Origin of the sequence: Streptomyces sp. BK79, assembly GCF_044142145.1 — a bacterium.
In the GTDB taxonomy this organism is placed as follows: Bacteria; Actinomycetota; Actinomycetes; order Streptomycetales; family Streptomycetaceae; genus Streptomyces.
On record NZ_JBHVOC010000011.1, the window covers coordinates 1 to 24,117 of the forward strand.

At 71.9% G+C, this 24,117-nt stretch carries 19 protein-coding genes; 12 read left to right on the forward strand and 7 right to left on the reverse strand.

The window, feature by feature from the left end:
- The 3 genes from ACFIF2_RS15305 to glgB form a co-directional block, all read left to right on the forward strand.
- Nucleotides 1-469 (forward strand): alpha-glucosidase C-terminal domain-containing protein (locus ACFIF2_RS15305; RefSeq protein WP_395573188.1); only part of this gene is annotated, 469 nt, incomplete at its 5' end.
- A gap of 110 nt (nt 470-579) precedes the next feature.
- Nucleotides 580-1,968: a phosphotransferase gene (locus ACFIF2_RS15310; protein ID WP_395573189.1), complete on the forward strand. Its 1,389-nt coding sequence runs from the start codon at nt 580-582 to the stop codon at nt 1,966-1,968.
- Between the two features lie 52 nt (nt 1,969-2,020).
- Nucleotides 2,021-4,495 carry a 1,4-alpha-glucan branching enzyme gene (gene glgB / locus ACFIF2_RS15315; protein ID WP_395573190.1) on the forward strand — a complete coding sequence of 825 codons (2,475 nt, stop codon included), beginning with the start codon at nt 2,021-2,023 and terminating at the stop codon, nt 4,493-4,495.
- A gap of 18 nt (nt 4,496-4,513) precedes the next feature.
- Here glgB and ACFIF2_RS15320 read toward each other — a convergent pair whose 3' ends face one another.
- From ACFIF2_RS15320 to ACFIF2_RS15335, 4 genes are all read right to left on the reverse strand, one after another.
- Complete coding sequence (locus tag ACFIF2_RS15320; protein ID WP_395573381.1) at nt 4,514-6,733, reverse strand: HelD family protein; 2,220 nt, start codon at nt 6,731-6,733, stop codon at nt 4,514-4,516.
- Between the two features lie 167 nt (nt 6,734-6,900).
- Nucleotides 6,901-7,215, reverse strand: a complete 315-nt coding sequence (locus ACFIF2_RS15325; protein WP_395573382.1) for a thioredoxin family protein — start codon at nt 7,213-7,215, stop codon at nt 6,901-6,903.
- A gap of 11 nt (nt 7,216-7,226) precedes the next feature.
- Nucleotides 7,227-7,625: a MerR family transcriptional regulator gene (locus ACFIF2_RS15330; RefSeq protein ID WP_395573191.1), complete on the reverse strand. Its 399-nt coding sequence runs from the start codon at nt 7,623-7,625 to the stop codon at nt 7,227-7,229.
- Nucleotides 7,626-7,774: 149 nt separating this feature from the next.
- The gene (locus ACFIF2_RS15335; RefSeq protein WP_395573192.1) at nt 7,775-9,166 is read right to left on the reverse strand and encodes a cation:dicarboxylate symporter family transporter; all 1,392 of its coding nucleotides are present in this window, start codon (nt 9,164-9,166) and stop codon (nt 7,775-7,777) included.
- A 152-nt stretch (nt 9,167-9,318) separates the two neighbouring features.
- Here ACFIF2_RS15335 and ACFIF2_RS15340 point away from each other — a divergent pair, with 152 nt between their 5' ends.
- The 6 genes from ACFIF2_RS15340 (at nt 9,319) to ACFIF2_RS15365 (ending at nt 15,893) form a co-directional block, all read left to right on the forward strand.
- A complete protein-coding gene (locus ACFIF2_RS15340) occupies nt 9,319-11,046 on the forward strand; it encodes an ATP-binding protein (RefSeq protein ID WP_395573193.1) in 1,728 nt (575 codons plus the stop codon).
- On the forward strand, nt 11,043-11,744 hold the full coding sequence (locus ACFIF2_RS15345) for a response regulator (RefSeq protein ID WP_395573194.1): 702 nt from the start codon (nt 11,043-11,045) through the stop codon (nt 11,742-11,744). Before ACFIF2_RS15340 ends, ACFIF2_RS15345 begins: the two co-directional genes overlap by 4 nt.
- 100 nt (nt 11,745-11,844) lie before the next feature.
- Nucleotides 11,845-13,239, forward strand: coding sequence for an extracellular solute-binding protein (locus ACFIF2_RS15350; RefSeq protein ID WP_395573195.1), 1,395 nt, complete (start codon nt 11,845-11,847; stop codon nt 13,237-13,239).
- A complete protein-coding gene (locus tag ACFIF2_RS15355) occupies nt 13,236-14,108 on the forward strand; it encodes a carbohydrate ABC transporter permease (RefSeq protein WP_395573196.1) in 873 nt (290 codons plus the stop codon). The genes ACFIF2_RS15350 and ACFIF2_RS15355 overlap by 4 nt, the downstream gene beginning before the upstream one ends.
- A gap of 1 nt (nt 14,109) precedes the next feature.
- Nucleotides 14,110-15,021, forward strand: a complete 912-nt coding sequence (locus ACFIF2_RS15360; protein WP_395573197.1) for a carbohydrate ABC transporter permease — start codon at nt 14,110-14,112, stop codon at nt 15,019-15,021.
- A gap of 167 nt (nt 15,022-15,188) precedes the next feature.
- Complete coding sequence (locus tag ACFIF2_RS15365; RefSeq protein WP_395573198.1) at nt 15,189-15,893, forward strand: helix-turn-helix domain-containing protein; 705 nt, start codon at nt 15,189-15,191, stop codon at nt 15,891-15,893.
- Between the two features lie 16 nt (nt 15,894-15,909).
- Here the strand turns inward: ACFIF2_RS15365 and ACFIF2_RS15370 are convergent, their stop codons facing one another.
- Complete coding sequence (locus ACFIF2_RS15370; RefSeq protein WP_395573199.1) at nt 15,910-16,935, reverse strand: ATP-dependent 6-phosphofructokinase; 1,026 nt, start codon at nt 16,933-16,935, stop codon at nt 15,910-15,912.
- 187 nt (nt 16,936-17,122) lie between these two features.
- On the opposite strand from ACFIF2_RS15370, the gene pta reads away from it, so the two are divergent.
- From pta to pyk, 3 genes are all read left to right on the forward strand, one after another.
- Nucleotides 17,123-19,216 carry a phosphate acetyltransferase gene (gene pta / locus ACFIF2_RS15375; RefSeq protein WP_395573200.1) on the forward strand — a complete coding sequence of 698 codons (2,094 nt, stop codon included), beginning with the start codon at nt 17,123-17,125 and terminating at the stop codon, nt 19,214-19,216.
- Nucleotides 19,213-20,433 carry an acetate kinase gene (locus ACFIF2_RS15380; protein WP_395573201.1) on the forward strand — a complete coding sequence of 407 codons (1,221 nt, stop codon included), beginning with the start codon at nt 19,213-19,215 and terminating at the stop codon, nt 20,431-20,433. The genes pta and ACFIF2_RS15380 overlap by 4 nt, the downstream gene beginning before the upstream one ends.
- A gap of 73 nt (nt 20,434-20,506) precedes the next feature.
- Nucleotides 20,507-21,937, forward strand: coding sequence for a pyruvate kinase (pyk, locus tag ACFIF2_RS15385; protein WP_395573202.1), 1,431 nt, complete (start codon nt 20,507-20,509; stop codon nt 21,935-21,937).
- Between the two features lie 97 nt (nt 21,938-22,034).
- Here the strand turns inward: pyk and ACFIF2_RS15390 are convergent, their stop codons facing one another.
- Both ACFIF2_RS15390 and ACFIF2_RS15395 read right to left on the reverse strand, forming a co-directional pair.
- On the reverse strand, nt 22,035-23,441 hold the full coding sequence (locus tag ACFIF2_RS15390; protein ID WP_395573203.1) for a hypothetical protein: 1,407 nt from the start codon (nt 23,439-23,441) through the stop codon (nt 22,035-22,037).
- Nucleotides 23,431-24,054: a DUF6114 domain-containing protein gene (locus ACFIF2_RS15395; protein WP_395573204.1), complete on the reverse strand. Its 624-nt coding sequence runs from the start codon at nt 24,052-24,054 to the stop codon at nt 23,431-23,433. Before ACFIF2_RS15395 ends, ACFIF2_RS15390 begins: the two co-directional genes overlap by 11 nt.
- Between the last annotated feature and the right edge of the window lie 63 nt (nt 24,055-24,117).

Here is a 24,117-nt window from a genome sequence, read left to right on the forward strand (position 1 = left end):
CGTGCGCACGCCGATGCAGTGGACGCCGGACCGCAACGCGGGCTTCTCGTCGTCCGACCCGGGGCGCCTGTTCCTGCCCACGATCATGGACCCGGTCTACGGCTACCAGGTCACGAACGTCGAGGCGTCCATGGCCTCGCCGTCCTCCCTGCTGCACTGGACCCGGCGCATGATCGAGATCCGCAAGCAGAACGTGGCCTTCGGCCTGGGCTCGTACACCGAACTGCCCTCCTCCAACCCCGCGGTCCTGGCCTTCCTGCGGGAGTACGAGGACGACCTGGTGCTGTGCGTGCACAACTTCTCGCGGTTCGCGCAGCCCACCGAACTGGACCTGAGCGCCTTCGCCGGACGCCATCCGGTGGAGCTGTTCGGCGGAGTCCGCTTCCCGGCGGTCGGCGAACTGCCGTACCTGCTGACCCTCGGGGGGCACGGCTTCTACTGGTTCCGGCTCCGCAAGGACGCCGTCTAGACGCCCTCTGAGCCACAGGGGCCCGATCCCCGGCGCGGGGCGGTTTTCACCGCCCCGCCCGGGGCACGCATCAGTAACACCCCGACCACCCGGGGAAAGGACGCGTCGCCATGCCGGAAGCCGTCACACGCACCGTCACGAACCCGCCAGGCCTGCTTGCGTCACTCGATCCACTGCTGCGGGACTGGCTGCCGCGGCAGCGGTGGTTCGCGGGCAAGGGGCGTCCGGTCACCGGGTTCTCGCTGGTCGCCGCCACCGAGCTGCTCCCGGCCGACGCCCGCATCGGACTGCACCACGTCCTGGTGCGGGCCCACCAGCAGCTCGCCCCGGGCGCGCCCGAGGAGCCCGGCGACTGCTACCAGCTCCTCATAGGCACGCGCGAGGCGCTGCCGCCCCGGCTGGCGCCCGCGCTCGTCGGACATGTCACCGAGGGCCCACTGGCCGGCCGCACCGCCTATGACGCCCTGCACGACACCCGGCCCGCCGAAGTGCTCCTGGAGGCCCTGCGCACCCGGGCGCGCATCGGCGGGCTCCGCTTCGAGCGGGAGGGGGACCAGGAGATACGCCCCGGGCTGGTGCCCCGGCTGATGACGGCCGAGCAGTCCAACTCGTCGGTCGTGTACGGAGATACGTTCATTCTCAAGCTGCTGCGCCGGATCGTGCCCGGCGTCAACCCCGACCTGGAGCTGCCGCTGGCGCTGGCCCGCGAGGGCTGCCCCCGGGTGCCCGCACCCGCCGGATGGATGGTGGCGGACCTGGCCGGCCGCTCCTGGGTGCTGGGCGTGCTCCAGCCCTACATGCAGGGTGCCACCGACGGCTGGGAGCTGGCCCTGCGCGAGCTGGCCAAGGGGGAGGACTTCGGGGCCGAGGCGCGGGCGCTGGGGCGGGCCACCGCCGAGGTGCACACCGCGCTGGCCCGCGCGCTGCCGACCGTCACCCTCGGCCAGGGCCAGGTGCGTCAGCTCGCCGACGCCATGACCGAACGGCTGGCGGCGGCCGCCCAGGCGGTACCCCTGCTCAGGCCGTACGCCCCCGCCCTGCGCACGGCGTTCACGGCGCTGGCCGACCTGGCCGCCGACGGCCGCACCTGGACGGCCCAGCGCGTCCACGGCGACCTCCACCTCGGCCAGTGCCTGCGCTCGCCCTCCGGTGCCTGGTCGCTGATCGACTTCGAGGGGGAGCCGGCGAGGCCGCTGGCCGAACGGCGCCTGCCGCAGCCGCCGCTGCGGGACGTCGCCGGGATGCTGCGCTCCTTCGACTACGCCGCGCACGCGGCCGACGCCCCGGTGCCGGGCTGGGCCGAGGCGTGCCGGGCCGCGTACTGCACCGGGTACGCGGAGGCCGCCGGACACGATCCGCGCACCGATCCGGTGATGCTGCGCGCCCTCGAGACGGACAAGGCGGTCTACGAGGTCGTGTACGAGGCCCGGCACCGCCCCGACTGGCTCGCGGTGCCCCTGTCCGCGGTGCGCCGCCTGGCCACCCCCGATCCGGCATGACGCCCTCTTCCGACCCCACCTCGTCCAGCACCTCGCCCAGGAGGCTCCGCCCGTGACCCCCCGCCCCTCGTCCAGCGGTCCCGACCCGAAGAAGACGGCCGAGGAGAAGACGGCCGAGGAGAAGAGCGCCGCGAAGAAGAAGGCGCCGACCCGCAAAGCGGTGGCCGAGAAGACGACCACGAAGAAGGCCACCGCGAGCAAGGCGTCCGCGAGCAAGGGCGCCGCGAAGAAGACGGCAGCGAAGAAGACGGCGGCGAAGAAGACAGCGGCCGGGAAGACGGCGGCGAAGAAGCCGGCCGCCAGGAAGGCCGTGAAGGCGGTGGTGCCGGCCGAGACCGCCGTCTCCCCGGCCATGGACGCCGTCGACCGGGAGCGGCTGCTCGCCGGCACGCACCACGACCCCCACTCCGTGCTCGGCGCCCACCGGGTGCCCGGCGGGGTCGCCTTCCGGGCCTTCCGGCCGTACGCGCGGGCGGTGACGGTCCTGTCCGGGGAGCTGCGGCTCGACCTGCACGACGACGGGGACGGGTTCTTCTCCGGGCTGCTGCCGCTCCAGGAGGTGCCCGTCCACCGGCTCCTGGTGACGTACGAGGGGACGGTCCAGGAGACCGAGGACCCCTACCGCTTCCTGCCCACGCTGGGCGACCTGGACCTGCACCTGATCGGCGAGGGACGGCACGAGCAGCTCTGGCAGGCGCTCGGCGCGCACCCGGCGACGTACGAGGGCGTCCTCGGCACCCGCTTCACCGTGTGGGCGCCGAACGCGCGCGGGGTCCGGGTGGCCGGCGGCTTCAACTTCTGGGACGGCACCGGGCACCCGATGCGCTCACTGGGCGGCACCGGCGTGTGGGAGCTGTTCCTGCCCGGGGTCGGCCCGGGCGAGCTGTACAAGTTCGAGATCACCCGGCCCGACGGCTCGCGCACGTTCCGCGCGGACCCGCTGGCCCGCCGTACGGAGGTGCCGCCGGCCACCTCGTCCGTCGTGCACACCTCCGCCTACACGTGGGGCGACGAGGAGTGGCTGGCCCGCCGCGCGGACGCGCCCGCGCACGAGGCCGCGATGTCGGTGTACGAGGTGCACCTGCCGTCCTGGCGCCCGGGGCTGACCTACCGGGAACTGGCCGAGCAGCTCCCGGCGTACGTCGCCGACCTGGGCTTCACGCACGTCGAGCTGATGCCGGTCGCCGAGCACCCCTTCGGCGGCTCCTGGGGCTACCAGGTCACCGGCTTCTACGCCCCCACGGCCCGCCTCGGCGACCCGGACGACTTCAAGTACCTGGTGGACAGGCTGCACCAGGCCGGGATCGGCGTCCTCATGGACTGGGTGCCGGCGCACTTCCCGCGCGACGACTGGGCGCTGGCCGAGTTCGACGGGCGCCCGCTGTACGAGCACTCCGACCCGCTGCGGGCGGCGCATCCGGACTGGGGCACGCTGGAGTTCGACTTCGGGCGGCGCGAGGTGCGCAACTTCCTGGTCGCCAACGCCGTGTACTGGTGCGAGGAGTTCCACATCGACGGGCTGCGGGTCGACGCCGTCGCCTCGATGCTCTACCTGGACTACTCGCGCGAGCCGGGCCAGTGGACGCCGAACGAGCACGGCGGGCGGGAGAACCTGGACGCGGTGGCGTTCCTCCAGGAGATGAACGCGACGCTGTACCGGCGGGTGCCGGGGGTCGTGACCGTCGCGGAGGAGTCGACGGCCTGGGACGGGGTCACGCGGGCCACGCACCACCAGGGGCCGAGCGGCTTCGGCGGGCTCGGGTTCGGGCTGAAGTGGAACATGGGCTGGATGCACGACTCGCTCCAGTACATGAGCCACGAGCCGGTGCACCGCAAGTACCACCACGGCGAGATGACCTTCTCGATGGTCTACGCGTACAGCGAGAACTACGTGCTGCCGATATCGCACGACGAGGTGGTGCACGGCAAGAAGTCGCTGGTGTCGAAGATGCCGGGCGACTGGTGGCAGCAGCGCGCCGACCTGCGGGCCTACCTGGGCTTCATGTGGGCCCACCCGGGCAAGCAGCTGCTGTTCATGGGGCAGGAGTTCGCGCAGGGCGCCGAGTGGTCCGAGGCGCGCGGCCCGGACTGGTGGCTGCTCGACCCGGAGTACGGGGCGGCGGCGGACCACCGGGGCGTCCTGGACCTGGTCCGGGACCTGAACACCGTGTACCGGGACACGCCCGCGCTGTGGCGGTGCGACGTCCACCCCTCCGGTTTCTCGTGGGTGGTGGGGGACGCCGCCGAGGACAACGTCCTCGCGTTCCTGCGCCTGGACGCCGACGGCACCCCGCTGCTCGCGGTGTCGAACTTCGCCCCGGTCGTGCGCGCCGACTACCGGCTCGGCGTCCCGGACGACGTCCCCGCCTGGCACGAGGTGCTCAACACCGACGCCGCGCGGTACGGCGGCGGCGGCGTGGGCAACCCCGACCCGGTCAAGCCCGAACCCCAGGGATGGCACGGCCGCCCGGCGAGCGTCCGGCTGACCCTGCCGCCCCTGGCGACGGTGTGGCTGCGGCCGGCCTGAGCGGGCCCGGCCCGGCGGTCAGGAGGCGTCGGCCAGTCCCTTCGGCAGCGGCTCGGTGTGCAGGACGCCGAGCCGCTGGGTGGCCCGGGTGAGGGCCACGTACAGGTCGCTGGTGCCGTAGCGGCCGGGTTCGACGACCAGGACGGAGTCGAACTCCAGGCCCTTGGACTGACGCGGGTCCAGGAGGACCACCGTGTGGGTCAGGTCGGGTTCGGCGCCCGCCGTCACGCCGTCCAGCCGGGCGGCGAGGGCCCGGTGCAGCTCGCGCGGGGCGATGACGGCGAGGCGGCCCTCCTCGGGGGTCAGCTCCCGGGCCGCCTCGGCGACGGCCGACGGGAGGTCGTCGACCGCGCGGATCCAGGGCCGTACGCCGGTGGACCGTACCGAACTCGGCGGGGCGAAGGACGGGTCCTCGGCGCGGACCACGGCCGCCGCCACGTCCATGATCTCGGCCGGGGTGCGGTAGTTGACGCCCAGGCGGGTGTGCTCCCAGCGGTCCTCGACATAGGGGGCGAGGATCTTCGACCAGGAGCCGACACCGGCCGCCTCCGCGGTCTGCGCCGGGTCGCCGACCAGGGTCATGGAGCGGGTCGGGCAGCGGCGCATCAGCAGCCGCCAGGCCATCGGGGACAGCTCCTGCGCCTCGTCCACGATGATGTGCCCGAACGCCCAGGTGCGGTCGGCCGCGGCGCGCTCGGCGGCGCTGCGGTGGTCGTCCTCCTCGTGGCGTTCGGCGAACCGCTCGGCGTCGATGATGTCGTGCGCCGACAAGACCTCCGCCTCCTCCTCGTCCTTGTCCTCGAACTCGTAGGTCCGGGACGCGTACGACACGTCCAGCACGCCCTGCGCGTAGGCGATCTGCCGCTGCCGTTCGCGTTCGGCGCGGGAGCGGGCGATCCGGTCGTCCTCCCCGAGCAGTTCGGCGGCCTCGTCCAGCAGGGGCACGTCGGCGACGGTCCAGCGCCGGGTGACCGGGCGGCGGACGACGGCGGCGTCCTCGGCGGGCAGGAAGTCCTCGGGGGCGGCGAGGAAGTCGGCGACCAGGCGCTGCGGGGTGAGGCGGGGCCACAGCTGGTCGACGGCCGCCCAGACCTCGGGGTTCTCGGCGAGTTCGTCGCGGATCTGGGTGATGTCGCTGGGGTCGAGGAGGTTGGAGCCGTCGTAGGGGTCGGTGCCGATGCGCTCGGCGACCATGTCGGTGAGGGTGTTGAGGATGTGGCCCTCGAAGTGCTCGCGGGCCGCGTTGTGCGGCAGTTTCGCGGCGCGGGTGCGCTCGCGGGCGACGTTGACCAGGTCGTCGTCGAGCATGAGGATCTCGCGGTCGTGCTCGATCGCGATGACCGGGTCGGGCAGCGCCTGCCGGGCCCGGACCACCTCGGCCAGCACGTCGGCCATGTCGGCCCGGCCCTTCACGGCCGCCGCCTCGGGCGTGTCCGTCCCGGTGGCCTTCACGCCGGGGAACAGCTCGCCGACGGTGGCGAGGAGCACGCCGGTCTCGCCGAGCGAGGGCAGCACCTCGCCGATGTAGCCGAGGAAGGCGGGGTTCGGGCCGACGATGAGGACGGCGCGCTTGGCGAGCAGCTCGCGGTGCTCGTAGAGGAGGTAGGCGGCGCGGTGCAGCGCGACGGCGGTCTTGCCGGTGCCGGGGCCGCCCTCGACGACCAGGACGCCCCGGTGCGGGGCGCGGATGATGCGGTCCTGGTCGGCCTGGATGGTCTGCACGATGTCGCCCATGCGGCCGGTGCGCGCGGAGTTCAGCGCGGCGAGCAGCACGGCGTCGCCGGACGGGTCCTCGTGGCCGGTGCGGGTCTCGTCGCCGAGGTCGAGGATCTCGTCGTGCAGGGCGGTGACCGTGCGGCCCTCGCTCGCGATGTGCCGTCGGCGGCGCAGGCCCATCGGGGTGTGGCCGGTGGCCAGGTAGAAGGGCCGGGCGACGTCGGCCCGCCAGTCGATCAGGACCGGGGTGCGTTCGGCGTCGTCGGCCCGCAGCCCGATGCGGCCGATGTGGTGGCCGGCACCGGAGGTGAGGTCGATCCGGCCGAAGCAGAGGGAGCCGTCCACCGCGTTGAGCGCGGCGAGCAGCCCGGAGCGCTCCGCGACCAGGATGTCCCGCTCCAGCCGGGCCTGCATGGGGGTGTTGCCCTGCGCCAGCGCGTGGGTGACCGAGTCCTCGGTGTCACCGCGCAGCGCGTCCACACGCGCGTACAGTCCGTCGACGAATTCCTGCTCGTGCCGCAATTCATCGTCCGGAAATTCGCTGTTTGACAATTCCACTCCCGCCCGGATATACTGTGCTCACTGAACTTCTTTCGCGGCTTCTTCCATCGAAGTCACGAATCAATGAATATACGCAAAGAAATCCCCCGGGCGCAATTGCTCGGGGGATTTTCCGTGTTCCGGGCCGGTCAGACGACGTCGGACAGCTCCTCCAGCAGACGCCGCTTCGGCCGCGCGCCCACCATCGACCTCACCGGCTCACCGTCGCGGAACACCATGAACGTCGGCATCGACAGCACCTTGTACGCGTTCGTGGTCACCGGATTCCGGTCGACGTTCAGCTGCACCACCCGCAGGCGGTCCCCCTCCTCCTCGGCCAGGGCGCTGAGCACCGGGGCCATCTGCCGGCACGGCGGGCACCAGTCCGCGGTGAACTCCACCAGCACGGGCAGCTCCGCCCCGATCACCTCCGCCGCGAAATCCGCGTCCGTCACCTCGGGCACCCCGCTGCTCGTCATGCGTGTCCTCCCAGTTCGCACTTGGGCTCCGGGCCCCCCGGAACCGCCGCCTCGGCCCGCGCCAGCTGCGCGCCCACCTGCGCCCGCACCGACGTGAGCTGCTCGATCAGCGCGTCCAGCTCCGCCAGCTTGCGCCGGTAGACCACCAGGGACGCCGGGCACGCGTCGCCCTCGGGGTGCCCGGCGCGCAGGCACTCCACGAAGGGGCGCGTCTCCTCCAGGTCGAACCCGAAGTCCTGGAGCGTCCTGATCTGCCGCAGCAGCTTCAGGTCGTCCTCGTCGTACGTCCGGTAGCCGTTGCCGGCGCGCCGCGCGGGCAGCAGCCCCCGCGACTCGTAGTACCGCAGCGTCCGCGTGGTGGTCCCGGCCCGTGCTGCCAGCTCGCCGATTCGCATGCGGACGAACGTAAGCCTTGACGCGGGCGTCAAGGCAAGAAGCCGGAACGCCCCGCGCCGGAAGGCGCGGGGCGTGGGGCGTGGGGCCGGGCGGCTGAGCAACGGGGGGAGCACCTCAGCCGCCCGGGGTACGGGGTGCCGCGTGGGCGTCAGGCCCGGGCCAGCTCCTTCTCGCCGCCGCCCTGCTCGGGCAGCCCGGCCGCGTCGTCCCCGGCGTCGGAGCCGTCGTCCAGCAGGGTCTTCTCGTCGAACGGGGCCCGGCCGGCGAGCACCTCGTCCACCCGGCCCCGGTCGATCTCCTTGGTCCAGGTGCCGATCAGCACGGTGGCGACGGCGTTGCCCGCGAAGTTGGTGAGGGCGCGGGCCTCGCTCATGAAGCGGTCGATGCCGACGATCAGGCCGATGCCGTCCACCAGGGCCGGCTTGTGCGACTGGAGACCGCCGGCCAGCGTCGCCAGACCGGCACCGGAGACACCGGCGGCGCCCTTCGAGGCGACCAGCAGGAACAGCAGCAGCGGGATCTGCTCGCCGATCGACATCGGCGTGCCCATGGCGTCGGCGATGAACAGCGAGGCCATGGTCATGTAGATCATGGTGCCGTCGAGGTTGAAGGAGTAGCCGGTCGGGACGGTGATGCCGACCACCGGCTTGCTGACGCCCAGGTGCTCCATCTTCGCGATGAGGCGCGGCAGCGCCGACTCCGAGGAGGAGGTGGACAGGATCAGCAGGAACTCGCGGCCCAGGTACTTGAAGAGCGAGAGGACGTTGACGCCGGCGACGAACCGCAGCAGCGCGCCCAGCACCAGGAAGACGAACAGGAAGCAGGTGACGTAGAAGCCGAGCATCAGGACGGCCAGGCTCTTGAGGGCGTCGACGCCGGCCGAGCCGGTCACGGCGGCGATGGCACCGAAGGCACCGATCGGCGCCGCCCACATGATCATGGCCAGGACGCGGAAGACCAGCCGCTGGATGTGCTCGATGCCGCGCAGCACCGGCTGCCCGGCGGAGCCCATGGCCTGGAGCGCGAAGCCGCAGAGCAGGGCGACCAGCAGGGTCTGGAGGACCTCGCCCGAGGTGAACGCCGAGACGATCGTCGTCGGGATGATGCCGAGCAGGAACTCGGTCGTGCCCTTGGCCTCCGCGTCGACCTGAGCCTGGCCGGTCTCCTTGACGGCGTCGGTGACCGCGAGGCCGGTGCCCGGGTCGAGGATGTTGCCGACGACCAGGCCGATGGCCAGGGCCACCAGCGACATCACCAGGAAGTAGCCCAGCGCGATGCCGCCGACCGCGCCGACCTTGGCCGCCTTGCGCACGGAGCCGATGCCCAGCACGATCGTGCAGAAGATGATCGGCGAGATCATCATCTTGATCAGGTTCACGAAGCCGGTGCCCAGCGGCTTCAGCTCGGTCGCGAAGTCGGGGGCGATCAGACCGACGGCGATACCGAGGGCGACCGCGATGATCACGGCGATGTAGAGATAGTGCGTGCGGTCGCGCTTGGCTTTGGGTGCGGCAGGTGCCGTAGCGGCTTCGCTGGTCACGGCGGCCCTCCTTGACGACGTCGTCGGCATCACCGGCGTGCGGCTCACGTCCGGGGGTGTGTTCGGGGATGGGGTGACTATCTCCCGGCCTGTGAGCGCGGTCACCCTTGCGTTCATTTAGTTCACAATCGGCCAGGAGAGAGACTGGCGGCATGCTCCTCCGCGTTCCCGGACCCCGCAGCCTGGCCGGTCAGCTCTTCGCCATGCAGGCCGTGCTGATCGCGGTCGTGGTCGCCGGGTACGCGCTGTTCACGTACATCAGCGACCGGGGGCAGGCGCAGGACGCGGCCGGGCGGCAGGCCAGGGCCGTCGCGCTCGCGATAGCCGACTCGCCGTCCGTGCCGGCGGCCATCGCCGCCCCGGACCCGACGGCGCGGCTCCAGCCGTACGCGGTGCGGGTCATGCGGGACACCGACGTGGACTTCGTGACGATCATGGATCCGGAGGGGACCCGCTGGACCCACCCCGACCCGAGGCAGATCGGCCACCCCTTCCGCGGGCACATCGAGCGCGCGCGGCGCGGGGAGACCTTCACCGAGACGTACACGGGCACGCTCGGTCCCTCGGTCCGGGCGGTCACACCGGTACGGGACGGCGAGCGGATCGTCGGCCTGGTCAGCGCCGGCATCAAGGTGGAGGAGATCAGCAAGCGGGCGCGGGAGCAGCTCACGGCGCTGCTCGGGGTCGCGGCCGGGGCGCTGCTGCTCGGCGCGGTCGGCACGTACGTGATCAACGCGCGGCTGCGCCGGCACACGCACGGCATGAACGCGGACGAGCTGAGCCGGATGCACGACTACCATCAGGCCGCGCTGCACGCCGTACGGGAGGGGCTGCTGATGCTGGACGGGCAGTACCGTGTCGCGCTGATCAACGACGGCGGACGGGAGCTGCTCGGCGTGGGCGGTGACGTGGTGGGCGCCTCGGTCGCGGAGCTGGGGCTGCCGGCGCGGCTGACGGGGGCGCTGCTGGCGTCGGAGCCGCGGGTGGACGAGGTGCACCTGACCGACCGGCGGGTGCTGGTGGTGAACACCTCGCCGGTCTCCGGCGGTGAGCGCCGGGGCACGGTGGTGACGTTGCGGGACGTGACCGAGTTGCAGTCGCTGACCGGCGAGCTGAACTCCGAGCGCGGCTTCAGCCAGGCCCTGCGGTCGCAGGCGCACGAGGCCGCCAACCGGCTGCACACGGTCGTCTCGCTGATCGAGCTGGGGCGGGTGGAGGAGGCCGTGGAGTTCGCGACCGCCGAGCTGGAGCTGGCGCAGGCGGTCACCGACCAGGTGGTGGCCGCGGTCGGCGAGCCGGTGCTGGCCGCCCTGCTGCTGGGCAAGACGGCGCAGGCCAACGAGCGGGGGGTGGAGCTGGTGATGTCACGGGACAGCCGCCTGGACGACGGCCTGCTGCCCCCGTCCCTGCCCGCCCGGGACCTGGTCACGATCCTGGGCAACCTGGTCGACAACGCGGTGGACGCCGCCCAGGGCGCGGTCCCGTCGCGGGTGACGGTGTCGGCGTACACGGAGGCGGCCGGGGGCGGCTCCGAGCTGGTGCTGCGGGTCTCGGACACCGGTGCCGGGGTCGATCCCGCCCATGCCGACCTGGTCTTCGAGCGGGGCTTCTCGACCAAGCCGTCCGACGAGGCCGGGCGGGGGCTCGGGCTGGCGCTGGTCCGGCAGGCGGTGCGGCGGCACGGCGGCACGCTGACCGTCACGGAGGCCGAGGGCGGCGGCGCCTGCTTCGAGACCCGGCTGCCGCTGGACCGTACCGGGGGCGGCTCCCGGGGCGGGTCGCGGCCCGGCTCCGAGGGCGGCCTCCCGGACGGGGGCGCCCCGGCACCGCGGGTCCCGGGCGCCCCGGCCGGCGGACCGGACGCCGGGGGTGCCGTATGAGCACCGCCGAGCAGCCCATCCGCGTCCTGGTCGTCGAGGACGACCCCGTCGCCGCCGACGCGCACGTGATGTACGTCGGCCGGGTGCCGGGGTTCACGGCCGTCGGCAAGGCGCACACGGGCGCGGAGGCTCGGCGCGTGCTGGACCGTACGCCGGTGGACCTGCTCCTGCTCGACCTGCACCTGCCGGACGTGCACGGACTGCAGCTCGCGCGCTCACTGCGGGCGGCGGGGCACCACACCGACGTGATAGCGGTGACGTCGGCCCGGGACCTGGCGGTCGTCCGGGAGGGCGTGTCCCTGGGCGTCGTCCAGTACGTGCTGAAGCCGTTCACCTTCGCCACCCTGCGCGACCGGCTCGTGCGGTACGCGGAGTTCCGGAACGCCGTAGGGGAGGCCAGCGGCCAGGACGAGGTGGACCGCGCCCTGGCCACCCTCCGGGCACCCGGCCCGGCCGCCCTGCCCAAGGGGCTGAGCGGGCCGACGCTGGAGCGGGTGACGGACGCCTTGCGCGCCTCGGCACAGGGCCTCACCGCCGCCGGTGTGGCCGAGGCCGTCGGCATATCGCGCATCACGGCCCGGCGGTACCTGGAGCACCTGGTGGCCGCGGGCCGGGCCGGACGCCGGCCGCAGTACGGGCAAGTGGGGCGGCCCGAGTTGGTGTACCGGTGGGTGCGGGAGCCCGAGCGGGGGCGGTGAGCACGAGTTGTCCACCGCACACGCATTGACCTGACTAGACCACTCCTCTTACGTTCGCCGAGCAGCCGTCCCGGCCACAGCGTCGTGCCCGTAGGAGGTCTTGCCCGTGCGTCCCACCGTCCGGTCCGTCCGGTCCGTCCGGATCACCGCCCTGTTCACCCTCACCGCGCTCGCCTCCACCGCCCTCACCGCCTGCTCAAGCGGTTCCGGCGGCGATCCGGACACGGTGAAGGTCTCCTTCAAGCAGTCGACGGACAACTCCATCAAGGTGATGGACACCTATCTCGCCGGCATCAAGGAGCAGTTCGAGAAGGCGAACCCGGGAAAGAAGGTCGAGCTGGTGCCGATCAAGGCGCCGGACTCGGAGTACTACACCAAGCTCCAGCAGATGCTCCGCTCCCCCAAGACCGCGCCGGACCTGGTCTACGAGGACACCTTCCTCATCAACTCCGACATCACCAGCGGGTACTTGAAGCCCCTCGACGAGTACCTGGCGAAGTGGAAGGACTGGGACCGGTTCATCGACACCGCGAAGGCGGCGGCGAAGGGCGAGGACGGCAAGACGTACGGCGTCCCGGACGGGACGGACACCCGGGGCCTGTGGTTCAGCAAGGACGTGTTCGCCAAGGCCGGTCTGCCCGCCGACTGGCAGCCGAGGACCTGGGACGAGGTCCTCGACGCCGCCCGCGCCATCAAGGAGAAGGTCCCCGGCGTCACACCGCTCAACGTGTACACGGGCAAGCCCGCCGGCGAGGCGGCCACCATGCAGGGCTTCCAGATGCTGCTGTACGGCACGAACGACGGGAGAACGGACCCGCTGTACGACAAGGGCAGCAAGAAGTGGATCGCGGCGGGGCAGGGGTTCAAGGACTCCCTCGCCTTCGTCGAGACGGTCTACAAGGAGAAGCTCGGCCCGGAGGTCTCCGACGCGCTCGACCCCAACTTCGGCACGAAGGTGCGTGGCGAGCTGCTGCCGCAGGGCAAGCTGGGCATCGCCCTGGACGGCTCCTGGCTGCCGCAGGACTGGCTGGAGGGCAGCGGGCACGAGTGGCCCGAGTGGTCGAAGGAGCTGGGGCTCGCGGCCATGCCGACGCAGAACGGCCAGGCTCCCGGCAAGGTGAGCATGTCCGGCGGCTGGACGTGGTCGATCCCGGCCAAGGCGGCCAACCCCGACCTGGCCTTCGAGTTCGTCAAGACGATGCAGACCAGGGCCAATGCCCAGAAGTGGTACGTCGCCAACTCGGGCATCGCGGTCCGCGAGGACGTCGCGGACGATCCGGCGTACGTCGACGCCCAGCCCGGCATCGAGTTCTTCACCGACCTCGTCGAGCACACCCACTACCGGCCCGCCTACCCGGCGTACCCGAAGGTGTCCGTCGCCATCCAGGAGGCGATGGAGGGCGTGACGACCGGCGACAAGTCGGTCGAGGAGGCGGCTCGCGGCTACGACGAGGCGCTCAAGGAGGCCACCGACGACCAGGTGGTCCGCAAGTGACCGCCGCCACCGCGCGCCGCTCCCTGTGGCGCGCCCTGCCCGTCTCCCCCGCCGTCGTCCTGCTGCTGCTCTTCCTCGCCGGACCGATCGCGTACTGCGTCGTCATCGCCTTCACCGACCTCCAGCTCACCGGGCAGGCCGAGGAGTCCTTCGTCGGCCTGGAGAACTTCCGGCGGGCGTTCCAGGACGAGGCGTTCCTGAACGCCGTCTGGCTGACCCTGGTGTTCACGGTGCTGTCCTCGCTGATCGGGCAGAACACGCTGGGCCTGGCGCTGGCCTCGCTGATGCGGCGGGCGTCGAAGCCGGTGCGTACGCTCACCGGCGGCATCGTCGTCACGGCGTGGGTGCTGCCGGAGGTGGTGGCGGGCTTCCTGCTCTACGCCTTCTTCCGCCGCGAGGGCACCCTCAACGCCATCCTCGACTGGCTCCATCTGCCCTCCCAGAACTGGCTGTTCACGCTGCCGATCCTGGCGGTGTCCTTCGCCAACGTGTGGCGGGGCACGGCCTTCTCGATGCTGGTGTACTCGGCCGCGCTGAGCGAGATCCCCAAGGAGGTCACCGAGGCCGCCGAGGTGGACGGGGCGAGCGGCTGGCGCCGGATGTGGCACATCACGCTGCCGATGATCCGCCGCTCCATCGGCACCAACCTCATGCTGAACACCCTCCAGACGCTGTCGGTCTTCGGGCTGATCTGGGTGATGACGCGGGGTGGGCCCAGCGGCAAGAGCCAGACGCTGCCGCTGTTCATGTACGAGCAGGCCTTCCAGAACAGTCTGATCGGCTACGGCACGGCGGTGGCGTTGCTGCTGTTGGTGATCGGCTCGCTGTTCTCGGTCGTGTACCTGCGCCTGCTGCGGACGGAGGTCTGAGATGGTGTCCGCCTCCGCGTCCCGCCGCGCCTCCGCGTCCCGCCGCGCCCCCGCTCCCCGCCGCGCCACCGCCGCCCGCCGTGCCCCCGCCGCCCGGCGCGACCGGCGGCGGCTGGCCGCCGACGCCGGGCTGCTGGTGGCCGCCGCCGCGTTCGTGCTGCCGCTGGCCTGGGTCGTGCTGTCCGCCCTGGACCCGCACGCGAGCCTCAGGGTGAAGGTGCCCGACGGAGTGACGCTGGAGCACTTCGACGCGGTCCTCACCCCGGAGATCACCTTCACGCCGCTGCTCAACAGTCTGATGCTGTGCGGCGGGGCGACCCTGCTGACGGTGGTGTGCGCGGCCCTGGCGGCGTATCCGCTCTCCCGGTTCCGGTCGCGGCTGAACCGGCCGTTCCTGCTGACCATCCTGTTCGCGACCAGCCTGCCGATCACGGCGATCATGGTGCCGGTCTACGCCCTCTTCGTACGGGTCGACCTGATCGACACCATGCAGGGGACGATCTTCTTCTTCGCCGCCTCCCAACTGCCCTTCGCGATCTGGCTGATGAAGAACTTCATGGACGGCGTGCCCAAGGAGCTGGAGGAGGCGGCGTGGACGGACGGCGCCTCCTCGTTCCAGTCGCTGCTGCGGATCGTGCTGCCGCTGATGGGGCCCGGGGTGGCGGTGGTGACGGTGTTCTCGTTCGTGATGATGTGGGGGAACTTCTTCGTCCCCTTCATGCTGCTGCTCAGCCCGGACCAGATGCCCGCCTCGGTGAGCATCAACGACTTCTTCGGCAACCGGGGCATGGTCGCGTACGGGCAGCTCGCGGCGTTCTCGATCGTGTACTCGACACCGGTCGTCCTGCTCTACGTGCTGATCTCCCGACGGCTGGGCGGCGGATTCGCGCTGGGCGGGGCGGTCAAGGGGTGAGCGGGGCGGCGCCCGGTGCGCCCCCCGGCATCCACACACGCCCCCGGCGTCCACACACACCCCCTGGCGCCCTGCCGCTCCCCGTCGCGCCCGTAGGTTCCTACGATCCGTATCGCTGGCTGAACAGCCTGTAGTCAGCGCCTCCCCGGGCCCCTACGGTGTGGCGCGTGCGCCGACCCTCACCTCACCCGAACCAGTCGGGTCCACCGTTCAACGCCCTCGCCGCCCGCCGACTGCGTGCCGCCCTCAACATGGGGCCCGAGCACGTCGCCCACGCCATGCGGGTGTCGTACGGGCTGCCGTACGTCACCCCCGACCTCGTCATCGCCTGGGAACGGGGCGCCGCCTCCCCCGGGAACGCGGAACTCACCGCGCTCGCCGGGGTGCTGTGGTGCTCGCCCGGCGATCTCATCGGCCGGCCGCGGACCCTGCGGGAGCACCGCATCGCCCGGGGTCTGGCCCCGGAGGACGTGGCGCACGCCGTCGGCGTGGCGCTCGCGGCCTACCGGCGGATGGAGGAGGGGGACGGCTGGCGCGGCACCGACCGGCAGTCGGCCGCGCTCGCCGACGTGCTCGGCCTCGCGCTGCCCGACTTCGTGGCCGTCACGGGACGCGAGGAGCGGCTCGCCGAACTGCTGACCAGCGCGGTCACCACCCGCTGGCAGGGTTACGTGCGTCCGGTCGCCAAGGTGGCGCCGCTGGATCGGCGGGTCCTGGAGAACGTCCTCCAGGTGCTCCACCAGGACTACCAGGGGCACATGGCCGCCACCCTCAGCTGGGGCGGCGGCAACGGCGGCGCCGGCGCGGCCGGCCGCGACTTCCTGGACCGGATCGTGGAGCACTTCTGGGCGGCGGTCGAGCGGCACCCCTGAGGGCACCGCAGGGCTGCTAGAAGACCGACTCCGCCTCGTCCATCCGGTCCTTCGGCACCGTCTTCAGCTCGGTCACGGCCTCGGCCAGCGGCACCATCACGACGTCCGTGCCGCGCAGCGCCGTCATCCGGCCGAACTCGCCCCGGTGCGCGGCCTCGACCGCGTGCCAGCCGAAGCGGGTGGCGAGCACCCTGTCGTACGCCGTGGGTACGCCGCCGCGCTGGACGTGGCCGAGGATGACCGGCTTGGCCTCCTTGCCGAGCCGGCGCTCCAGCTCGTACGCCAGCGCGGTGCCGATGCCCTGGAAGCGCTCGTGCCCGAACTTGTCGATGGCGCCCTTGCCGTAGTCCATGGAGCCCTCGACGGGGTGGGCGCCCTCGGCGACGCAGACGACGGCGAACTTCTTGCCGCGGGAGAACCGCGCCTCGACCATCTTGACCAGGTCGGCGGGGTCGAAGGGGCGCTCGGGCAGGCAGATGCCGTGGGCGCCGGCGGCCATGCCGGACTCCAGGGCGATCCAGCCGGCGTGCCGGCCCATGACCTCGACGACCATCACGCGCTGGTGGGACTCGGCGGTGGTCTTCAGGCGGTCCATCGCCTCGGTGGCGACGCCGACCGCCGTGTCGAAGCCGAAGGTCCGGTCGGTGGAGGAGATGTCGTTGTCGATGGTCTTCGGCACGCCGACCACCGGGAGGCCGGCGTCCGACAGCATCCGGGCGGCCGTGAGGGTGCCCTCGCCGCCGATCGGGATCAGCGCGTCGATGCCGAAGCTCTGGATCATGTCGCCGGCGTTCTCGCAGGCCTCGCGGAGCCGGTCGCGCTCCAGCCGGGAGGAGCCGAGGATGGTGCCGCCGCGGGCGAGGATGCCGCTGACCGCGTTCAGGTCCAGGGCGCGGTAGCGGCCGTCGAGGAGGCCCGCGTAACCGTCCTCGAAGCCGATGACCTCGTCGCCGTAGTTGTCGACCGCTCGGTGCACGACCGACCGGATCACTGCGTTCAGGCCGGGGCAGTCGCCGCCTGCGGTGAGTACGCCGATACGCATCGTGCTGTGTCTCCTGCTCGCTGTTGACACCGGTGAGCCGATCCAATTGTTCCACGCCCGGGGCACCGCGCGGCACTGACGGGCGCCTTATCCACCCCCGGAGGTATTGTCAAGAGGGTTCCGCTCACCCCGGTGGGCGATTTTGTGTGCACGGGACAGCCGCCACCAGACGAAACGGAGAGCACGCGTGACGCGCAGCGTGTACGTGACCGGTATCGACCGCGGCGACGGCCGCCAGGTCGTCGAACTGGGGGTCATGGAGCTCCTGACCCGGCAGGTCGACCGGGTCGGCGTCTTCCGTCCCCTGGTGCACGACGGGCCCGACCGGCTCTTCGAGCTGCTGCGCGCCCGCTACCGGCTCGCGCAGGACCCCGCGACCGTGTACGGCATGGACTACCAGGAGGCGTCCGCGCTCCAGGCCGAGCAGGGCACGGACGAACTGGTGTCCGCCCTGGTCGACCGCTTCCACCTGGTCGCCCGGGACTACGACGTGGTCCTCGTCCTCGGCACCGACTTCGCGGACACCCAGCTCCCGGACGAGCTGTCGCTGAACGCGCGGCTCGCCAACGAGTTCGGCGCCTCGGTCGTCCCGGTCGTGGGCGGCCGCAAGCAGACCGCCGAGTCCGTGCTCGCCGAGACCGTCAACGCCTTCCGCGCCTACGACGGGCTGGGCTGCGACGTCCTGGCGATGGTGACCAACCGGGTCACCCGCGAGGACCGGGACGAGATCGCCGAGCGGCTCGCGGGCCGGCTGCCGGTGCCGTGCTGGGTGGTGCCGGACGAGCCCGCGCTGTCCGCGCCGACCGTCTCGCAGATCGCCCACACCCTGGGCGCCGAGGTGGTCCTCGGCGACGACTCGGGGCTCGCCCGCGACGCGCTGGACTTCGTCTTCGGCGGGGCCATGCTGCCCAACCTGCTCGCCGCCCTGACGCCGGGCTGCCTGGTCATCACCCCCGGCGACCGCGCCGACCTGGTGATCGGCACGCTCGCCGCGCACAGCGCCGGCACCCCGCCGATAGCCGGGGTCCTGCTGACCCTGGACGAGGTGCCCGGCCAGGGCATCCTCACCCTCGCCGACCGGCTGGCCCCCGGCACCCCGGTGCTCTCGGTGACCGGCAACAGCTTCCCCACCGCCGAGCAGCTGTTCTCCCTGGAGGGCAAGCTGAACGCGGCCACCCCGCGCAAGGCGGAGACCGCCCTCGGCCTGTTCGAGCGGTACGTCGACACCGCCGACCTCAGCAAGCGGGTCTCCGCGCCGAGCAGCGACCGCGTCACGCCGATGATGTTCGAGCACAAGCTGCTGGAGCAGGCCCGCAGCGACCTGCGCCGGGTCGTCCTGCCGGAGGGCACCGAGGAGCGGGTGCTGCACGCGGCGGAGGTGCTGCTGCGCCGGGGCGTGTGCGAGCTGACGCTGCTGGGCCCGGTCGAGCAGATCCGCAAGAAGGCCGCCGACCTGGGCATCGACCTGGAGGGCGCCGAGCTGATCGACCCGGCCGTCTCCGAGCTGCGCGACTCCTTCGCCGAGAAGTACGCCGCCCTGCGCGCCCACAAGGGCGTGACCGTGGAGCTGGCGTACGACGTCGTCTCCGACGTGAACTACTTCGGCACGCTGATGGTGCAGGAAGGGTTCGCCGACGGCATGGTGTCGGGGTCGGTGCACTCGACGGCGGCGACGATCCGCCCGGCGTTCGAGATCATCAAGACCAAGCCGGACGCCTCGATCGTCTCCTCCGTCTTCTTCATGTGCCTGGCCGACAAGGTGCTGGTCTACGGCGACTGCGCGGTCAACCCCGACCCGGACGCCGAGCAGCTCGCCGACATCGCGACCCAGTCGGCGTCCACGGCGGCGCGGTTCGGGGTGGATCCGCGGATCGCGATGCTGTCGTACTCGACGGGCACGTCCGGTTCGGGCGCCGACGTCGACAAGGTGCGCGAGGCGACCGACCTGGTGCGCGCGCACCGGCCCGACCTGCGCGTCGAGGGGCCGATCCAGTACGACGCCGCCGTGGAGCCGTCGGTCGCCGCGACCAAGCTGCCCGGCTCCGAGGTCGCCGGGCAGGCCAGCGTGCTGATCTTCCCGGACCTGAACACCGGCAACAACACCTACAAGGCCGTGCAGCGCTCGGCCGGCGCCATCGCCGTGGGCCCGGTCCTCCAGGGGCTGCGCAAGCCGGTCAACGACCTGTCCCGGGGCGCGCTCGTCCAGGACATCGTCAACACCGTCGCCATCACGGCGATCCAGGCCCAGCAGTCCCCCAGCGAGAAGGCGTCCGACCTGTGAGCCCGTCCCCGACCCGCGTCCTCGTCCTCAACTCCGGCTCCTCGTCGGTGAAGTACCAGCTCCTCGACATGCGCGGCGGCGACCGGCTGGCGGTGGGCCTCGTCGAGCGGATCGGCGAGGACTCCGCACGGCTCAAGCACACCCCGTCGGGCGGCGAGAGCCGGGAGTGGAGCGGGGAGATCCCCGACCACGACGCGGCACTGAAGGCCGTGGCGGCGGAGCTGGCCAAGGACGGCCTCGGCCTGGACTCGCCGGAGCTGGCCGCGATCGGGCACCGGGTGGTGCACGGCGGCCTGCGCTTCACCGAGCCGACCGTCGTCGACGACGCGGTCCTCGCCGAGATCGAGCGGCTCATCCCGGTCGCCCCGCTGCACAACCCGGCCAACCTCACCGGCATCCGCACCGCGCGGGCCCTGCGCCCCGACCTGCCGCAGGTCGCCGTCTTCGACACCGCCTTCCACACGACGATGCCGGAGTCCGCGGCCCGTTACGCCATCGACGTCGAGACCGCCGACGCGCACCGCGTCCGCCGCTACGGCTTCCACGGCACCTCGCACGCCTACGTCTCCCGGGAAACCGCGCGGCTGCTGGGCAGGGCGCCCGAGGACGTGAACGTCATCGTGCTGCACCTGGGCAACGGGGCGTCCGCCTCGGCGGTGCGGGGCGGGCGGTGCGTGGACACCTCCATGGGGCTGACGCCTTTGGAGGGGCTGGTGATGGGTACGCGCTCGGGAGACGTGGACCCGGCCGTCATCTTCCATTTGATGCGTGTCGGTGGAATGTCCACCGACGAGATCGACACTCTTCTCAACAAGAAGAGCGGTCTGATCGGGCTGTGCGGCGACAACGACATGCGGGAGATCCGCCGCCGGGTGGACGAGGGCGACGAGCGGGCCCGGCTGGCCTTCGACATCTACATTCACCGGCTGAAGAAGTACATCGGCGCCTATTACGCCGTTCTCGGACGGGTGGACGCGGTGGTCTTCACGGCCGGCGTGGGCGAGAACGCGGCGCCGGTGCGCGAGGCCGCCGTGGCGGGCCTGGAGGGGCTCGGCCTGGCGGTGGACGGCGAGCTGAACGCCGTACGGGGCGACGCGGCGCGGCTGATCTCGCCCGTGGGCGCGCGGGTGGCGGTGGCCGTGGTGCCGACCGACGAGGAAATGGAGATCGCGACACAGACCTACGCGCTGGTAAAGGATTCAGGGAATCTCACCTGAGCGGCATCCCGCCCTTTTGTATTTTCCGCCAGACGGAATATTCCGCAGCGAAACAAACCGATAGGATCGCCCCATGCGCCGTTCGAAAATCGTCTGTACTCTCGGCCCCGCGGTCGACTCCCACGAGCAGCTCGTAGCGCTGATCGAAGCCGGCATGAACGTGGCCCGCTTCAACTTCAGCCACGGCACCCACGCCGAGCACCAGGGCCGGTACGACCGGGTCCGGGCCGCGGCCAAGGAGACCGGCCGGGCCATCGGTGTCCTCGCCGACCTCCAGGGCCCGAAGATCCGTCTGGAGACCTTCGCGGAGGGTCCCGTCGAGCTGGTGCGCGGTGATGAGTTCACCATCACCACCGAGGACGTGCCGGGCGACCGGACGATCTGCGGCACGACGTACAAGGGCCTGCCCGGTGACGTCACCAAGGGCGACCAGGTGCTCATCAACGACGGCAACGTCGAGCTGAAGGTGACCTCGGTCGAGGGCCCCCGGGTCAGGACGATCGTCATCGAGGGCGGCGTCATCTCCGACCACAAGGGCATCAACCTGCCCGGTGCCGCGGTCAACGTGCCCGCGCTGTCCGAGAAGGACGTCGAGGACCTGCGGTTCGCGCTGCGCATGGGCTGCGACCTGGTCGCCCTCTCCTTCGTCCGGGACGCCAAGGACGTGGCCGACGTCCACCGCGTGATGGACGAGGAGGGCCGCCGGGTCCCCGTCATCGCCAAGGTGGAGAAGCCGCAGGCGGTGGAGAACATGGAGGACGTCGTCGCGGCCTTCGACGCCGTCATGGTCGCCCGCGGCGACCTGGCCGTCGAGTACCCGCTCGAGAAGGTCCCCATGGTGCAGAAGCGGCTCATCGAGCTGTGCCGCCGCAACGCCAAGCCGGTGATCGTGGCGACCCAGATGATGGAGTCGATGATCACCAACTCGCGGCCGACCCGCGCCGAGGCCTCCGACGTGGCCAACGCGATCCTGGACGGCGCCGACGCGGTCATGCTGTCGGCCGAGTCGTCGGTGGGCGCCTACCCCATCGAGACCGTGAAGACGATGTCGAAGATCGTCACCGCCGCCGAGCAGGAGCTGCTCTCCAAGGGCCTGCAGCCGCTGGTGCCGGGCAAGAAGCCGCGCACGCAGGGCGGTTCGGTGGCCCGTGCCGCCGCCGAGATCGCCGACTTCCTCGGCGGCAAGGGCCTGGTGGCCTTCACCCAGTCCGGTGACACCGCCCGCCGGCTGTCCCGCTACCGCGCCGCTCAGCCGATCCTCGCCTTCACCACCGACGAGTCGACCCGCAACCAGCTGGCGCTCAGCTGGGGCGTGGAGCCGCACGTGGTGCCGTTCGTGAACACCACCGACGAGATGGTCGACCTGGTGGACCAGGAGACGGCCCGCCTCGGCCTGTTCAGCGAGGGCGACATCGTCGTGATCACCGCCGGTTCGCCCCCCGGCGTGCCCGGCACCACCAACATGGTCCGTGTGCTGCACCTGGGCGAGACCCGCCGCGCCTGACACCGGGCGCACGGCTTCCGTACGGCGCTGAGGGCGCCCCCTGCGACAGGGGGCGCCCTCAGGCGTGTCGCGGCTCCCGAACGGGTCTCGGGGGCGGTCAGTCGGTCGTGTACTGGTGCAGCCCCGGGATGTGGAGCGTGCCGCCGAACTGGCCGGCCTGGACGACCGTCACCTTCGTGAAGTAGATGAGCGGGATGTCCAGGGGCGGCGGGTGCTCCGGGTCGAAGGTGATCGGGATCAGCCCGAGCAGGTTGCCCGAGATGCTCTCGGTGTACATCACCGTCTCGCCGTCGCGGATCGTGGACGTGGAACCCTCGGCCGCCTGCACGTGGTAGGTCTTGCCGGCCTGCTCGTCCTTCACCGTCTGGTGCAGGTCGCCGATGTCGGTGCCGTCGGAGATGACGTACTTGAGCACCTTCTTGGTGGTGCCGTTGGCCGTCCTCACCTCGACGACGCCCTTGTAGGAGGCGCCCTTGAGCAGCAGCGAGCTGGCGTTGAGGTACCAGGGGTCGTCGGGCAGCGGCACCGGGTTGTCGACGCCGCCCTCCTCGTCGGTGGCGACCGGGCAGTCGTCCACGTCCGTGCCGGCGCTCTCGGAGGCGCTGGGGGTGGGCGAGGGGGAGGCGGTGGCCTCCCCGGCCGCGTCCCCTGCCTCCCCGGCCGCCTCGTCCGCCGGTTCCCTGGTGTCCCCGGCCGCCTCGGACGCCGCGCCGGCGGTGTCCTCGACGGTGTCCTTCGCCGTGCCGGTGGCCTGGTCGGTGGTCTCCTTCGCGGGGTCGGACGCGTCCTCGCCGGCCTTCTCGGTCGCCGAGGCCGACGCCGACGCGGACGGGGAGGGGGCCGGGGCGGGGCTCGCGGACTCCTCGCCCTTCTGACCGCCGGTGAAGATGCCTTCGAGGGCGTCGCCTATGCCGTCCAGGACACCGCCGCGGGACTCGGACGCGGAGGGGGACGGTGCCGGGGTGCTCGCGCCGGCCGTCTCCTCGCTCTGCGGCTCCTTGCTCTGCGACTCGGCCGAGGGGGAGGGGCTCGGGGCGGGGCCGGCCTCGTCGTCGGAACCTGAATCCGACGAAGAGGACCCGTCCGTGCCGGTGCCCGTGTCCTTGCCCGGGTCCGAGTCCCCGGAGGCCGAGGGGTCGGGCTCCTTCGTCTCGTCCTCGTCGCCGGCCCCGTCGGCCTCGCCGGTCGCCGAGGCCGACGGCGTGGGCGACGCGGAGGTGCCCTTCTCGGCGTCCTCGAGGGCCGCCACGCAGTCCTTGTACTCGTCGGCCGTCAGGCTGTTGGAGGTCGGCTTCGCGGCGTCGTTGCCGTCGGCGAGGGCCAGCGTCGGCGTGAACCCCATCCCCATGAGGACGGCCGTGGGCATCGCCGCCAGGGCTATCGCCTTCCCGGCCGGCATGTGGAACCTGGTGAACAACGGCTTCTTGGGTGCCGCGTGGCGCGGCCCGGTTCTCACACGGAACGACTCCACGTCAGTCCCGCGGGTCACCTCGTCAGCCGGCACTGTGCCTCCCGTTCGCCCCGTTGGCCGGGCTCGTTCCTGACAGATCGTTCGGCTTCTCCGCCCCGTCCCGCTGCTGCGGAACCGAGGCGTCGGGCACCTGCGTCGCGGGTGCCGGCGTGCCGGGCACCGCGGTGTCGGACAGCGCGGCGCCGCCGGGGACCACGCCCTCGGGCGCGTCGCCCGTTCCCCTGCCCTCCAGCGGCGGCTCATCCTGCGGCGGCTCGCCCGGCACCCACGACACGGCCATCGCCCCGCCGACCAGCGCGAGCAGGAAGCCGATGAGGAATCCGCCGAGGTTGGAGACCGGGATGGACACCAGTGCGAGCAGGATCGCCGCGACGCCCGCGAAGACCCGCACGTGCTTCTGGAACCACAGGCTGACGCCCAGGACGACCAGCAGCACGCCGATGATCAGGGACCCGGCGCCCGCGGTGGTGGCCATCGCCAGCGTCAGGTGGCCGATCTGGAGGTTCGCGTAGGGGAAGTAGGCGATGGGGAGTCCGCCGAGCGCGATGAACAGGCCGGCCCAGAACGGCCGCCCGCCTCGCCAGGCACGGAACTGCAGCCTCCGGCGGGTGAACTGGCCGGCTGCGGCAGGAGTCTCGGCGCTCATGAAAACAGCTCCCTGGTACGGCTTTGCTGTGGTGGAGATGTGGGCCGCGCGCGCAGGCGGGCC